Genomic DNA, 14,651 nt, shown 5'->3' with positions numbered 1-14,651 from the left:
AAATAAGGGAAAAGGGAGTCTTCCCTTATTTTATATGAAGCATCGATTATTGAAATAATTCAACAGCAGTTTTATCGCTCGATCCGGACAAATAAAATATACGGAATTCATGAACAAAGACCAACTCAAAAAGCTTGAAGCCGATTTGTGGAGCGCGGCAGACAAGCTGCGCGCGAACTCCGACCTAAAATCCAGCGAATACTCGACCCCGGTGCTGGGGCTGATCTTCCTCAAGTTTGCCGACAATAACTATCGCCGCCATGAGGCGGAAATAATTGCCGAATACCAGGAACTTAAAGGCTCCCGCCGCGAGAAGCCGGTTTCGGAAATCGCCATCGAGAAATGCGGCTTCTATTTGCCCGACCATGCGCGTTACGACTACCTGCTGAATCTCCCGGAAGAAAAAGACATCGCCAAGGCGCTCAAGAATGCGATGAAGCTCATTGAGGAATACAAGCCCGAACTCGAAGGCGTGCTGCCCAAGGACGAATATGCCGCGCTGACCCGCACCGACAAGACCCTGCCGCAATCGCTGCTGCGCACCTTCGCCGACATACCCGCCGATGCCACCGGCGACTTGTTCGGGCAGATTTACGAATACTTCCTATCCGAATTCGCCCGCAGCGAAGGCCAGAAAGGCGGCGAATTTTTCACGCCGCGCTCCGTGGTGCGCCTGATGGTCGAGATCATCGAGCCGCACGGAGGCAAAGTGTTTGACCCCGCTTGCGGTTCCGGCGGAATGTTTGTGCAGTCCGCCCAGTTCATCTCCGAACACCGCAAGGAACTGAAAGGCTCGGAGAGCGGCGTGTATGTCTGCGGCCAGGAAAAAACGCGCGACACCGTCAACCTCGCCAAGATGAACCTCGCGGTCAACGGCCTGCGCGGCGAAATCAAGCAGGCCAACACCTACTATGAAGACCCGTACCAGAGTTTTGGCGCATTCGATTACGTGCTCGCCAATCCCCCGTTCAACGTCGACGACGTGAGCCTGTCCAGCGTGGAGAAGGACAAGCGCTTCAACACCTACGGCATCCCGCGCAACAAGTCGAAAGTGAAGAAAGCCGACGAGGGCAAGGAAACCGTGCCCAACGGTAACTACCTCTGGATCAACCTGTTCGCCACTTCGCTCAAAGCGCAAGGCCGCGCCGCGCTGGTCATGGCGAATTCCGCATCCGACGCGCGCCACTCCGAAGCCGACATCCGCCAGACGCTGATCGAGCAAAACCTGATCTACGGCATGCTGACGCTGCCCTCGAACATGTTCTACACCGTCACGCTCCCGGCCACACTGTGGTTCTTCGACAAAGCCAAGACCGACGACAAAATCCTGTTCATCGACGCGCGCAACATCTATACCCAGATAGACCGCGCCCACCGCGAATTCAGCGAAGAACATATCCAGAACATCGCCATCATCAGCCAGTTGCACAAGGGGCGGCGCGAGAAATTCGTCCAGCTCATAGACCGCTATTTTGCGGCTGGCATGCAGCGCCTGGTCGAGAACAAAACCAACGTCGAACCCGTCTCCGCGCAACTGCTCGAAGTGCTTGACGATGCTGCTGGCAAGCAGGCCGTTGGCGAACTGGTGCAGCAATGGGCGGGGCTGGTAAAACTTAAGACCCGCTACGCGCAATATCAAGAAAAGTACGCGGATGAAATGGCCGTGGACAAGAAGAACAAGGCGCAGCAGCAATTGCGCGAGGCGTTCGATCCTTTCTTTGCCGCGTTGCATGAAGGTTTGAAGCATTTGGACAAGGTCGTGCGCCAGCGCGAAAAGCAACAGGCCGAACAGGCGAAGGCCGAAGGTAAACGCGGCACGACCGACCGCAAGACCAATGCGCTTAAGGGCGCACTGGAAGAATTGCACAAGGAAGTGAAGAGCGCAGAAATTTTCTACCAGCACATCCATTGGTTACAGGAACGTTTCCCCAAGGCGGAATATGAAGATGTCACAGGTCTATGTAAACTTGCTACCCACGCAGATTTACAGGAGCAGGACTATTCGCTGAACCCAGGCCGTTACGTCGGTGTGGTGATCGAAGAGGATGGCAAGACGGAGGAAGAATTTATCGCGGAACTTGCCAACTTGAATGACCAATTTGCAGCGTTGAATTCGGAATCGTCAATTTTGGAAAAGGTCATCAATCAAAATCTCAACTTGATTGTGAATGCGTGATATGGGGAGTCGTATTTCACAATTCGATGTTGACAAACTCGGACGCTATACTGATATATTTCCAGGGTTTGCTTTTAAGAGCGAACGCTTCACAGATAATCCAGTGGATGTTGCGCTTGTTAAAGGTGAGAACGTACAGCAGGGTTTTATCGATTGGAGCGCATCTAAATACTGGTCAATCGTAGATGCAGATTCATTCAGCAAGTTTGAGCTTCGTGTCGGCGATATTGTACTGGCAATGGATCGACCTTGGGTTACTGCGGGTTTGAAATGGGCATACATTAAAAAACACGATCCAAGAGCTTTGTTGGTACAGCGTGTTTCAAGGCTGAGGGCTAAGAATGGACTCAATCAAACCTACCTTCGGTGCTTGATTTCGAGTGGTTATTTTTCGGACTACATTCAGCCCATAGTCACGGGCGTAAATGTTCCGCACATCAGCGGAAAACAAATAGGTGACTTCAAGATTCCACTGCCTCCTCCGCCTATTCAGCAGAAGATTGCTGCCATCCTTTCCGTCTACGATGACTTGATCGAGAACAACCATCGGCGCATCGCGCTGTTGGAAAAGATGGCCGAGGAAATCTACCGCGAATGGTTTGTCCGCCTGCGCTTCCCCGGTCATGACAAGGTGAAGGTTATCAAAGGTGTGCCGGATGGCTGGGAGATCAAGAAGTTGGGGGAAATTCTAGAACTTTGCTATGGCAAGGCATTGAAAGATGACGACCGAGTGCCCGGTGAGTTTCATGTGTATGGTTCCAGCGGCGTGGTTGGCACACACAACGAAGCACTGGTAAAAACGCCCGGACTTATCGTGGGACGAAAGGGAAATGTTGGCAGCGTATATTGGTCTGAACGCGGGTTCTTTCCCATTGATACGGTGTATTTCGTAAAGTCGGAACTGCCGAACAGCTTTCTTTATTTTCTTCTGCGTTCGATGAACTTTATCAACAATGATGCAGCCGTTCCAGGGCTTAATCGCAGCCAAGCTTACTCGAATCTGTTCTTTTTACCACCCGTTCAACTCATCAAGAAGTATGAGGAAGTTGCAGACACCCAGTTTGAGATGAAACGATTTCTCACACGGCAAAATGAATATCTCACCTTGATGAGAGACAGGCTTCTTCCCCGCCTCATCTCAGGCAAACTCTCCGTCGAAAATCTCGACATCCAGTTCCCGCCCGGCATGGAGGAGGCTGCCCATGAAGCCTGAGCTGTTACATCACCCAAGGATTAAACACCTGCGGATACGGCGCGAAATCCTGCATGTTGCGGGTGACCACGGTGAGGCCGTGGCATTGGGCGGAGGCCATCAGCAGGCCGTCCATGACCGGCATCGGTTGCCCGGCCAATTCCGCGCCGGCTGCGATTTGCGCCCAGACGTGAAGCGCTGCGGCATCCAGCGGCAGGATGCGTCCGGCGAAGCGTTGTTCCACCGTGCCCAGCCAGGCAGTAAGTTTCTGGCTGCGGTGCGGATCGGCTTTGCGCAGCTTGAGAATGCCTTTTTCAATCTCGCCCAGGGTGATGACGCTTATGAACAGGCTGGCTTCGTCCTGCTCGTCCAGCCAGGAGATCACTTTAGTCGCTGGGGCTTTCTTGGCGTATTCGGAAATTGCGCAGGTATCGAGCAGCCAGCTCATAGCTCGATGTCGCGTCCGGGATCCGTGCTGCGGGAAATGTCCAGGTCTTCGGCTGCGAGGTCGGGGCGCAGCAGCGCGCTGGAGAGCTTGGTCCGGTGGCGGGTGAGCCGGGCATACTCTTCTGCCGAAACGACTACCGCTGTTGGCTTGCCATGCACTGTAACCGTTTGCGCTTCACCGCTCGCCGCCCGCTTGATGAGCTGGCTGAAGTTGCCCTTTGCTTCTTGTAGTTGCCATTCGCTGTGCATGATTGCCTCCGTTAATAATTCTGGTCAGACTGGGCTGAATTTAGCACAAAGCTTGCGGGGTGGCTATGCCTAATTTCATTTCCGAAGATCAGATCGAGCAGGCGTTGGTGCAGAAGCTCCAGCATCTGCACGGTTTCGACGTGCTCGACTGCTTTACGGAAAAGGCGGAAGATTTGAACGACGGCTCAGGCCGCGCCAACAAGCGCGATGTGATTCTGGCGGAGCGGGTGCGGGAAGCCGCGATTCGCCTGAATCCGGCCATCCCGGAAGCGGCCATCGAGAGTGCGCTGGAAAAGTTGCTCGACCGGCGGCAGGCGATGACGCTGATCGCCGCAAACCGGGAAATCTACGGCCTGCTGCGCGACGGCATCCCGGTGGAATTCGACGACGCTCAGGGCGCGCGGCAGCAGGAACATATGCTGCTGCTGGATTTCAACGAACCAAAAAATAACCGCTATCTGGCTGTTACCCAGCTCTGGATCAAGGGCGAGCGCGGCTTCCGCCGCCCGGATGTGTTGCTCTACGTCAACGGCATTCCGCTGGTGTTTATCGAGCTGAAAAATTCCAATATAAAACTACGCAACGCTTACGACGACAACCTTACGACTTACAAGGCGGAAATTCCGCAGCTTTTCCTGACCAATGCCTTTTGCGTGCTGTCCAACGCCATCGAGACCAAGGTGGGCAGCATCACGGCGGAGTGGGGGCATTTCTTCAACTGGCTGCGTGCGGATGATGAGAAGCAGAAGATCGACCGCGCCGCGATCCGCGAGCAGGGCATCAGCCTGGAAGGCGTGATCGACGGTTTATTGCCAAGACAGAGGCTGCTGGACTACGTGGAGAATTTCATTCTCTACTACAAGGACAGTTCGAAGGTCATCGCGCAGAACCACCAGTTCATCGGCGTGAACCGGGCTTATGACGCATTCCTCAGGCGCGATGAGCTGGCGGGCAAGCTGGGCGTGTTCTGGCACACCCAGGGCTCGGGCAAGAGTTTTTCGATGATTTTTTATGCGCGCAAAATCTTCCGCAAACAGACCGGCAATTTCACTTTTGTGGTGGTGACCGACCGCGACGATCTGGACGGGCAGATTTACCGCAACTTTCTGAACACCCGCACGGTTAGCGAGGCCGAAGCCGCGCAGCCCAAGAACAGCGAGGAGATGCGCAAGTTCCTCGGGCAGCACAAGCGCGTGGTGTTCACGCTGATTCAGAAATTCCGCTGGGACAAGGGCAGGGAATATCCCGAGCTTTCGCCGAGCAAGGAAATCATCGTGATCGTGGACGAGGCGCACCGCACACAATACAAGTCGCTGGCGGAGAACATGCGCAAGGGCTTGCCCAATGCGAACTATCTGGCGTTCACCGGCACGCCGCTGTTGGGGCGCGAGCGCAAGACCAATGCCTGGTTCGGCGGTTATGTTTCCGAATACAACTTCCAGCAGTCGATGGACGACGGCGCGACGGTGCCGCTGTTTTACGAGAAGCGCGTGCCGGAGGTGCTGAACCAGAACGAGGGCTTGAGCGAGGAGTTTTACCGGATTCTGGAGGACGAGAATCTGGACGAGGCGCAGCAGGCCAAGCTGGAGAAGCGTTTTGCCAAAGAGATCGAAGTCATCAAGCGCGACGACCGGCTGGAGAAAATTGCGCGGGACATCGTCTATCACTTTCCCCGGCGCGGCTATCTGGGCAAAGGGCTGGTGGTGTCGGTGGACAAGTTCACCGCCGTGAAGATGTATGACAAGGTACAACGGTTGTGGAAGGAAGAGATTAAAGAGTTACGGGGACGCATCAGTAAATCGGCCAACGACATTGAGAAGAGGCGACTGAGCCAGATCGTTGAGTACATGCGCTCGGTGGAAATGACGGTGGTGGTCAGTGAAGACGCGGACGAGGAAAAGAAATTCAAGGCTCAGAAGCTGGACGTCAAGCCGCACCGCGAGCGCATGAACAAGCTGGATGGACACGGCCACGACATCGAATTCAACTTCAAGGATGAGAACGATCCGCTGCAACTGGTGTTCGTGTGCGCGATGTGGCTGACGGGCTTTGACGCGCCCACGCTTTCGACGCTCTATCTCGACAAGCCAATGCAGGGTCATACTCTGATGCAGACTATCGCCCGAGCCAACCGTGTCACGGCGTGGAAGATCAACGGTGTGGAGAAGCGCAACGGCGAGATCGTGGATTACTATAACGTGTTCCGCAACATGAAGCTGGCGCTGAAGGATTACGCGCAAGGCGGCGATGAGATTGATCCGCCAGTCAAGGAAAAGGCGGAACTGTTTCGGCTACTGGACGACGCGATTGAGCAGGGTTTGGTGTTCTGCCACGAGAAAGAGGTTGCGCTGCGCGAGGTTCTGGGCAGCGACGATGTATTCGAAAAACTGGGTCGCTTTAATATCTTTGCCAATGCCTTGCTGGCAAACGACGAATGGCGCAAGGGCTTCAACGTGTATGAGAACACCATTTCGTCGCTGTATGAGGCGTGCAAGCCTGAGATTATGGGGCGCGGCAAACAGAGCCGAGTGCGCGAGGTGGCGGCATTCCAGTATTTGCGTGGGGTGATAGACAGCCTTATCGAGCAGACAGATATCGACAAGATCAGTTTGAAAATCGCCGAATTGCTGGATGAAAGTGTGGTAGTAAACGACTCGGAGGCGTTTAAGGTGCGCCAGTACAGCGCGGAATACCAGATCATCCAGAAGGGTAAGACCTGGGACCTCAGTAAAATCAACTTCGATAAATTGCGCGAAGAGTTCAAGCAGGCGACTTACAAGAACATTGAAATCGCGGACCTGCGTGCTTTCCTGCAACGCAAGCTTGAGCTGATGCTGCAACAGAATGCGACGCGTACCGACTTTGCTCAACGGTTGCAACAGATTATCGATACCTACAATTCAGGCGGCTCATCCACCGAGAACTATTATGAAGACCTGATAAAATTCACCGAAGATTTGCGCGCGGAGGATAAACGACACATTCGCGAGGGTCTGTCGGAAGACGAGCTGGAACTGTTCGATCTGCTGAAGAAAGACAGGATGACGCCGGAAGAAACGCAGAACGTCAGGCTTGCGGCAAAGTCGTTATTGCATCGTTTGTTGGAAGAGCAACCCAAGGTGCTGGTACAGGATTGGTATAAGGATACGCAGACCCAAAAGCAGGTGCGCTCTGCCGTCGAGAAGGTGTTGGACACTAATCTGCCGGAAAGCTACGACCGCGTGTTATTCCGGGAGAAGTGCGACAACGTGTTCTACCTGATGCTCGACTATGCTAGCCAGGGTAGGAAGTGGGCGGCTTAGTTAAGGATATTTTTGTAAGGCTGATGAGCCCGTGAAGCCTTTCGAAATATCGCATCCGGCTATCGATGTGATTCCGGGTTTATGTTCGCTTATGTCCGGGAAGCCAAGATAAAGGCAAAGTTTGACAGTTTGAAAAATAAAATGGATGCTGAAAAGCCCTGCGTGTTGTACATTTTGGGTGCAATCCTTGTTGGCTTTGAGGGCATCCTCTTATACGTTGAACAAGTTGATTCCGTTCATGGTCCGACAGGCTCACCACGAACGGAATCAACTTGTTCAGAGCTTAAATTCGAGTGGGTAGAGACTTGGATGAGCCATTTTCTCCGTTCGTCCTGAGCTTGTCGAAGGATGAACGGAGAAAATGGCGGCCGCTAATGCAAAATAATTGGGGTGAAAAATGTTTTGGGTTTATATCCTTCGTTGTGCTGATGGCAGCTACTACACGGGACATACTGACGACCTCGAAAGACGAATGGCTCAATATAAAGCTGGCGAATGTTCTGGATATACAGCAACAAGACTTCCGGTAGAGTTTGTTTGGTCGCAGGAAACTGCTACCCGAGAGGAAGCGTTGTCGGCGGAGAGACAAATCAAAGGCTGGAGCCGCTTAAAAAAAGAGGCCATGATACGCGGCGATTGGGCGGAGGTTTCTCGCTTGGCTAAAAGTAAATCCGTTCATCCTTCGACAGGCTCAGGACGAACGGATTTACTTTTACCTGGCGTTCCTGAGTGAGATCGAAAGGATTCTTCTTAAAACATTCAACTGCTTGCTCAAGGTGGGACGAATACTTCACCGAGGCCGCAAAAGTTGTGCCTGTATAGCGGCCATCGACCAATAACACAGTCACTTTTAGTTCCGCAGAATGTTCCGAACGAAGGACGGCACATCATTTACCATTTAAGGGCTGATACTGTTGGGTTACGCCGGTTGGACTTACCGACAAAGCCCTTCTGCCCGCATTGCCTCTTTCACCGATGGTCTGGCCGCTACTTGTGTGATGTAATCCTGGAGTCTTGACCATTTCTTTAGATCGACTTTAAGCAAGGAGCTCCAATTAAGTACGGTAAAGAGATAGGCGTCGGCGACGGTGAACTGGTCGCCCGTAAGATAAAGCTTTCCGTTGAGCTGTTCTGCCAGATAGTCGAACCGCCGGCCGAGCAGTTCCAACTGATTTTCCCGCCATTCTGCCGGGATTTTGGAGTTGAATAGTGAACCGAACGGCTTGTGGATCTCCGAAGACACGAAGTTCAACCACTCCATTAAACGATAGCGCTCCTTCGTCCCCAGTTTAGGTGCTAACCCGGACTCAGGTTTTTGATCAGCGAGATACTGAAGTACGACGGCCACTTCCGTCAGGACTTCCCCATCATCGAGCCTGAGTGCAGGCACATAGCCCTTGGGATTGATGTTCATGTAGTTCTCTCCGCTCTCGGTCTGCTTTCTGGTGTAAGCGTCCAACCCTACCACATAGCGAGGTTGATGGGGGCGTGATTTAATGTGATTTGCCGAAAGGCAGTAATTCGTCGATACGGCTGTTAGGCCAGGTAGGCAGTTTTTCGAGGGTGTCTTTTAGCCAGGCCAAAGGATCGAGGCCGTTGAGCTTGGCCGTGCCGAGCAAGGTTTGAATCACAGCCGCGCGTTTTCCGGCGCGTTCCGAGCCGGCAAAGAGCCAGTTCTTTTTACCCAAAGCGATAGGTCGGATGCTGTTTTCAATCGGGTTGTTGTCGATTGGCAGATCGCCGGTTTCAGCATAGCGTGTGAGAGCGATCCAGCGTTTCAAGCTGTAGTCGATGGCTTTAGCGGTCGCGGTATTGGGCGCGGCGTGGGTTCGGGTGCGTTGCAGCCAGTCGTGCAGGCCGGCCAGTGCCGGCCGGCTTTTCTCGGCACGCAGGCGTTGGCGTTCCGCTGAACTCAGGCTTTGGCCTTCGGCTTCAATCGCATACAGCACCGCGATGCGCTGTAAGGCTTCTTGCGCAATCGGGCTCTGGCTGGCCTGGAACAGGTCGAAGAATTTCCGCCGCGCATGCGCCCAACACGCCAGTTCGATACATGGCTCAAGCCGAAGTCGAGTTTCGGGATGGGCGCGGGCGGCCGCAAACAAGGCTTTATAGCCGGCGTAGTCGTCGACCACGAGATGGCCTTGCCAATCGCCTAGAAACTGCCCGGCATGCCGGCCGCTGCGACCGGCTTGATAGTCGAAGACGATGATCTTGGGCCCCGGTTGTAGGTCATTGCTGCGGTAGGCCCACAGGTAGGCTTTCTTGGTTTTGCCGTTGCCGGGATCCAGTTGCGGCACCGGCGTTTCATCGGCATGAAGACTCGGCCGTTGTTGAAGATGCCAGGCCAGGCGATCCGCCAAAGGTTCCAAGGCGACGCCGAGACGTCCGACCCAGTCGGCCAGGGTGGAACGGGACAAGATCACGCCGTCGCGGGCGGCGATCTGCTCCAAGCGGTAGAGCGGCAGATGGTCCTGGAATTTGCTGATCATCACCCAGCTCAACAAGCCGACCGCCGCCAGACCGCCATCGATCACCGCCGGCGGAATCGACGCCGCCGTCACGGTCTCGCAGCTCCGGCAGGCATATTGCGGGCGGATATGGCGATGGACGAAGAACTTCGCCGGCTCGACATCCAGTTGCTCGGTCACATCTTCGCCGATCTTGACCAACTCCCGGCCGCAGTGCCCGCAGGTGCAGGATTCGGGTTCGTGGCGGTGTTCGATGCGCGGCAAGTGAGACGGTAACGGTTGCCGGCCGGCGCGCAGGCGTTTGGGGCGGACCACCGTGGTACAAGGACTGGCATCTTGCAGTTGCTCGACTTCCGCGTCGATGGCCGAAATATCCGTGTTCCAGGTTTCCTCGAACACATCCCGCTGCAGCGGGGCCAAGGCTTCGCTCTTGGTGCTGAAACGGATGCGCTTGTAATACGCCAACTCGTGGGTCAGCGCGGCGATTTTGACGTCTTTGCTCTGAATGGCTTTGGCATCCCGCTCAGCCTGCTCGATCAGCGCTTGAATCAATGCGGCTACTTCGGTTTTTGCCGAAGGCTCCAGGTTCAACTGATCGAGTTTGGCGAGGGGATTCATGGCCGTTATTATACTGCATAAACCCACTGAACGCCTTGATTTTACTAGGTTTCAATACCGTACCTTACACCCGCCATTCTGTTGACGGTTGTGCCGATAGCCGTTGCCAATCGACACCAGCCACAAGCCACTGCCACTGGGCCTGACTGAGCGCAAAGACCGGGTCAGAGGCTTTGGGCCAAACAAAACTGCCTCGATGCAACCGCCGCTGGCACAGCCAAACCCCATTGCCGTCCCACAGCAACAGGCGCAAGCGGTTGCCGGCACGGTTGCGGAAGATGAAGGCCGATCCGCAGCCAGGCGGGTGCCCCAGGCTTTGCTGGACGATTGCGGTTAAGCCATCCAGGCCGCGCCGCATATCGACCGGCGCCACCGCCAGCCAGATCTGTGCCGGACTCGCAATCAAGCCAGGCATCGCAACAACTCAGCCACCCAGCGCGCTGATACGGTAGCGGACAACTCCAGGCGGTGACCTTGGGCATGCGTGAAGACAATCGCGGCAGGCGCAGACGGCTGAACATGCACCGGTATTAAGGCTGCCGACTCTGGCTGGGGCAATTTGCGATAGTCGCTCAAACGCGCCGTGAAGGTACGGACATTGAGTTGCCGCTCGGCGCAATACGCGGCTTGTGATAGCCCGCTACGTTGCCACGCTTCAATATGCTGACGCCATTTCGCTGTGATAGCCATGCCAAAACTCCTGACAAAAAAAGGACAGGATGCAACAGACGAAAATTATTTTATAGGCGGTACGGTTGAACGCTTACTTTCTGGTCAGATCAACCTTTTCCAAATCGAAACGGTAGGCTGCTTCACGCAACACAATATGCGGAGCCATCGAGCAGGCACCCGGTGCAAAATAAAGTTTCATTACACATCTCCTCTTGTTAGAAATAATCTTATTACGCTATAAGGCTCATCGGCGATAAAATTTTGATTACCGATCACTCGCACAGGTTCAGTTATGTCTCTGACTCTTTACTACTTCCATGACCCCATGTGCAGTTGGTGTTGGGCATTCAGGCCTCGCTGGCAAGAAATCGTTGAGGGCCTTCCTGATCTTGTGCGCAGTCAACGCGTTCTGGGAGGCCTTGCTCCGGACACGGAGCAAGCGATGCCAACAGACATGCAGGCCAAGCTGAAGGGTATCTGGCAAAAAATCCAACAAACGGTTCCCGGTACGCCGTTCAATTTTGAATTTTGGGAAAGATGCGTTCCTCGACGGTCAACTTATGCGGCCTGTCGTGCCGTTATCGCCGCAAGGCGACAAAATCCCGGATACGAAGAGAACATGATCCTGGCGATCCAACAGGCATACTATCTGGAGGCAAGAAATCCTGCCGATAGGAACACGCTGATTGAATTGGCCAATGAAATCGGTTTGGATAGAGCACTCTTTTCAGCGGATATGGAAAGTCCAGCCGTCCATGAGGCGTTGTTAAAAGAGATTGAATTCACGCACAGACTGGAAGTAAAAGGTTTTCCAACACTATTATTGGAAAAAGAGGGGGTTTTTACCGGCATCCAACATGAATACAATGATGTCAAGGCTGTACTTCATCAAATCAAGCGCCTAAGTTAGTCAATTAGCATCAATAATTTTTTTAGTTCAGTGTTATCTCAAAGTGATATAGGGGTACCGACAAATGCTATTCCTTTTGCGGGTATTGAATACGTGATCCTACGTACGTGCTCGCACGTATTTCATCTCGCGCTGATATCCGCTTTAATGTGCCCCAAAAAGAAGCTGGCTGATCGTTAAGATCGAATGCACTTCTTAACATGGAGAGGAAAATAGACGATTTTTAACCAAACCACTATAAACGGACTCGCCTTCACCAAGAGCCATTCGCAAGTGCAGATCTTAGCGATCTGAATCCGATAAAATAAAAATAACCAATCTCCACCGCGGTAAGGTGGATCATTAAGTCTTGAGAGAACTCGATAAAATAAAAATAACCAACTTCCACCTCTGTAAGATGGATCATAAAGTCTCGAGAGAACTTGATGCCTTAACAAAGCCGGGACCCCCCGGCTTTTTTTTATCCCTGTGCAAACGCCACCGAGATCACGATAGAGTCAAATACGGAAAGATAAAAAGTTCTTAGGATTCTTCCAATCCAGTTTGACAGACTTAATGCGACAGAACCGCCAAATTACCCAGATAGTCGTTTTTCCTGGCCAGATAGTCATCGACAAATGCCTGCATCGGCTCAGATTCATAACCATTCTGTATACTGATCGCTAGTTTTTTAAAGCCAGTGCCAACCACATTTTCGCCTGTCTTGATCTGAAAGTGTAAATAAGCCGAAGCGCGTTTGCCACTGACTTCCATCTTCGGTTCCATCATTTCCACGGACGCTTGCCGAAAATCAAGATGATCAAATGACAGGGTCATGCTTTCGTAAATCACCAGCGGCCGAGTGAGGCTGAACATAACGTTTTCCTTAGCTAATAACGGAACCAGCACATAGGGGAAATTTTGTCCTGAGAAAGCCACATAATCGCGAGTAAAGCTTTCAATCAATGCTTAATCCCGACTAATGCTTCCCGAACGTTCGATCTGCAAATAGGTTTTACCCTAAGAACTTCTATCATCCGGCTCTACCGGTTCCTTCAGCCTAGACCGCTGCAAAGCACTGGTAGACGGTGTATTTGCCATCGTCGTCACGCTGTTGGTTTTGGGTATCGACGTCCCTACCGATCACCGCTTTTCCGAACAAGGGCTTATTGCGTTTCTGGGGCGTATTGGCTTTGATCTGCTTATCTACGCGGTCAGTTTCTGGCTTGCAGGCACGTATTGGGTCCAACACGCTGCAATCATGCATTTTTTTCGGAACGGAAGCCGAACACTGGTTTGGCTCAACCTTTTTTTTCTGTTCCCTGTCACACTGCTACCGTTCATCACGGAGCTCAAAGGCGCCTATCGCGACGAGCCATTGGTTACGCTGCTATTTGGCGGTGTACAAATTGTCATTGGGCTTGCTCTGATCGCTCTCTGGAGATATGCGGTTTTGCATCCCCACCTGCTCGCCCACAAGATCGAAGAAGACACCCGACGACTGGTAACACGACGAATGATTGTAAGCCCAATTATTATCAGCTTGATAGCCATCCCCGTTTCATTCCTGAGTTTGCATCTCAGTACGATAATCTTCCTGAGCATTCCGTTGTATTACCTGTCCCATCCTGTGCTCGACCGGCATTGGTCCGATTCCGAAATGAATGAAGAATGACCGGTGACTCAGTGCGGCGGGTTTTGTTACTGGAGACAAGCAAAGGCGGTATCGCTTACTGCCTTCTGATTGGCCAGCCCCCAAGTGCGAAAAGCAATGCCAGCATCAAACACAGAGCAAGACTCAATGTTTCAGACACGAACGATAACCCGAAGATTGCGAAATAGAGAAGGGGGCCAAACCGATACTGCTTAGTAATTTGCGCGGCCTCGTCTTTTTTTACGCGGGTTGAATTTGTTGACAGTAGTCTTTTCGAGGCATATCGCCATAGCATGTCGAAGGTGAGTGAAATGGCCAGGAATGTTCCTGTATACAAGTTTGCGGCCACCTTTGCGTCGGGATGGAGCGAATACTCTGCTATGAGCGCTGTTGGGAAGGGTACGAATGCGACAAAGAGCAGCAAGAGACCATTACAGTAAAGGAAAGGATGGTCAATTCTTCTGATCAACCCGAAGATCCAGTGGTGGTGTACCCAGATGACAAGGATTGTGAAGAAGCTGGTCAAGAACGCCAAATAGCTGGGCCAAAGCGCGGCTAAGGATTGCGCCAACCCCTTTGCTGCAACCAGCTCATGGCTCGGTATCTTGATTTCGATCACAAGCAGCGTCATGGCTATAGCGAAGACGTGATCACTAAACCCTTCTATGCGTCCTGTCTCTTTTTCTTCGTGCCTTTGCATGATGTTTTTTGCCTTGGTAACAAGCCGGAGATATAGTTATACAGTAATCTGGATGTTCTACCCTTTTAGACAGTTATAAAGTTTCCATTGATTGACCGACTGACTGTTCATGGCCGTCTTATTTGCGGAAAATGCGGCAGAACTTATGCTCTCTACGTTGATGCGAGGACATTTGAAAGCATAATATGAAGCTTTCTAGGCTGCGTCGTGTCTAATCTTACGAAAAATATGACATTGATCGTTGGTAAACGTCTATCTGCGATAACTTGAGAGTTTGACATCGA

The 14,651-nt window shown here is 52.7% G+C and carries 14 protein-coding genes; 6 read left to right on the top strand and 8 right to left on the bottom strand.

The features are described 5' to 3' along the window. The first annotated feature begins 109 nt into the window (after positions 1–109). Positions 110–2,176: a type I restriction-modification system subunit M gene (locus tag METLA_RS0105620; protein WP_024297619.1), complete on the top strand. Its 2,067-nt coding sequence runs from the start codon at positions 110–112 to the stop codon at positions 2,174–2,176. Between the two features lies 1 nt (position 2,177). Beyond that, positions 2,178–3,389, top strand: a complete 1,212-nt coding sequence (locus tag METLA_RS21810; protein ID WP_084480209.1) for a restriction endonuclease subunit S — start codon at positions 2,178–2,180, stop codon at positions 3,387–3,389. Between the two features lie 4 nt (positions 3,390–3,393). Here METLA_RS21810 and METLA_RS0105610 read toward each other — a convergent pair whose 3' ends face one another. Then, on the bottom strand, positions 3,394–3,816 hold the full coding sequence (locus METLA_RS0105610; RefSeq protein ID WP_024297617.1) for a type II toxin-antitoxin system VapC family toxin: 423 nt from the start codon (positions 3,814–3,816) through the stop codon (positions 3,394–3,396). Continuing rightward, positions 3,813–4,064 (bottom strand): type II toxin-antitoxin system Phd/YefM family antitoxin, encoded by a 252-nt coding sequence (locus tag METLA_RS0105605; protein WP_024297616.1) that lies wholly within the window; start codon positions 4,062–4,064, stop codon positions 3,813–3,815. Before METLA_RS0105605 ends, METLA_RS0105610 begins: the two co-directional genes overlap by 4 nt. Positions 4,065–4,129: 65 nt before the next feature. Between METLA_RS0105605 and METLA_RS0105600 the strand changes: the two genes are divergently transcribed. After that, positions 4,130–7,366 (top strand): type I restriction endonuclease subunit R, encoded by a 3,237-nt coding sequence (locus METLA_RS0105600; RefSeq protein WP_024297615.1) that lies wholly within the window; start codon positions 4,130–4,132, stop codon positions 7,364–7,366. Positions 7,367–7,763: 397 nt separating this feature from the next. Further along, positions 7,764–8,099 carry a GIY-YIG nuclease family protein gene (locus tag METLA_RS21805; protein WP_084480075.1) on the top strand — a complete coding sequence of 112 codons (336 nt, stop codon included), beginning with the start codon at positions 7,764–7,766 and terminating at the stop codon, positions 8,097–8,099. A gap of 201 nt (positions 8,100–8,300) precedes the next feature. Here METLA_RS21805 and gstA read toward each other — a convergent pair whose 3' ends face one another. From gstA to tnpA, 4 genes are all read right to left on the bottom strand, one after another. Next, positions 8,301–8,834, bottom strand: coding sequence for a glutathione transferase GstA (gstA, locus tag METLA_RS0105585; protein ID WP_024297613.1), 534 nt, complete (start codon positions 8,832–8,834; stop codon positions 8,301–8,303). Between the two features lie 25 nt (positions 8,835–8,859). After that, positions 8,860–10,452, bottom strand: coding sequence for an IS66 family transposase (gene tnpC / locus METLA_RS0105580; RefSeq protein WP_024297510.1), 1,593 nt, complete (start codon positions 10,450–10,452; stop codon positions 8,860–8,862). A gap of 64 nt (positions 10,453–10,516) precedes the next feature. Continuing rightward, complete coding sequence (gene tnpB, locus METLA_RS0105575; protein ID WP_024296659.1) at positions 10,517–10,867, bottom strand: IS66 family insertion sequence element accessory protein TnpB; 351 nt, start codon at positions 10,865–10,867, stop codon at positions 10,517–10,519. Further along, positions 10,855–11,142, bottom strand: a complete 288-nt coding sequence (tnpA, locus tag METLA_RS21800) for an IS66 family insertion sequence element accessory protein TnpA (protein ID WP_024297133.1) — start codon at positions 11,140–11,142, stop codon at positions 10,855–10,857. Before tnpA ends, tnpB begins: the two co-directional genes overlap by 13 nt. A 274-nt stretch (positions 11,143–11,416) precedes the next feature. On the opposite strand from tnpA, the gene METLA_RS0105565 reads away from it, so the two are divergent. Continuing rightward, positions 11,417–12,034, top strand: a complete 618-nt coding sequence (locus tag METLA_RS0105565; RefSeq protein WP_024297612.1) for a DsbA family protein — start codon at positions 11,417–11,419, stop codon at positions 12,032–12,034. Between the two features lie 552 nt (positions 12,035–12,586). Here METLA_RS0105565 and METLA_RS20635 read toward each other — a convergent pair. Next, a complete protein-coding gene (locus METLA_RS20635; RefSeq protein ID WP_245598737.1) occupies positions 12,587–12,979 on the bottom strand; it encodes a DUF3581 family protein in 393 nt (130 codons plus the stop codon). A 112-nt stretch (positions 12,980–13,091) separates the two neighbouring features. On the opposite strand from METLA_RS20635, the gene METLA_RS21330 reads away from it, so the two are divergent. Beyond that, positions 13,092–13,688 (top strand): TMEM175 family protein, encoded by a 597-nt coding sequence (locus METLA_RS21330; protein ID WP_084480074.1) that lies wholly within the window; start codon positions 13,092–13,094, stop codon positions 13,686–13,688. 55 nt (positions 13,689–13,743) lie between these two features. On the opposite strand, the gene METLA_RS0105550 is transcribed toward METLA_RS21330, so the two are convergent. Beyond that, on the bottom strand, positions 13,744–14,367 hold the full coding sequence (locus METLA_RS0105550; protein ID WP_024297610.1) for a TMEM175 family protein: 624 nt from the start codon (positions 14,365–14,367) through the stop codon (positions 13,744–13,746). Between the last annotated feature and the right edge of the window lie 284 nt (positions 14,368–14,651).

Source organism: Methylomicrobium lacus LW14, from assembly GCF_000527095.1.
Classification (GTDB): Bacteria; Pseudomonadota; Gammaproteobacteria; order Methylococcales; family Methylomonadaceae; genus Methylomicrobium; species Methylomicrobium lacus.
This window is presented reverse-complemented; position numbering and strand designations above follow the sequence as displayed.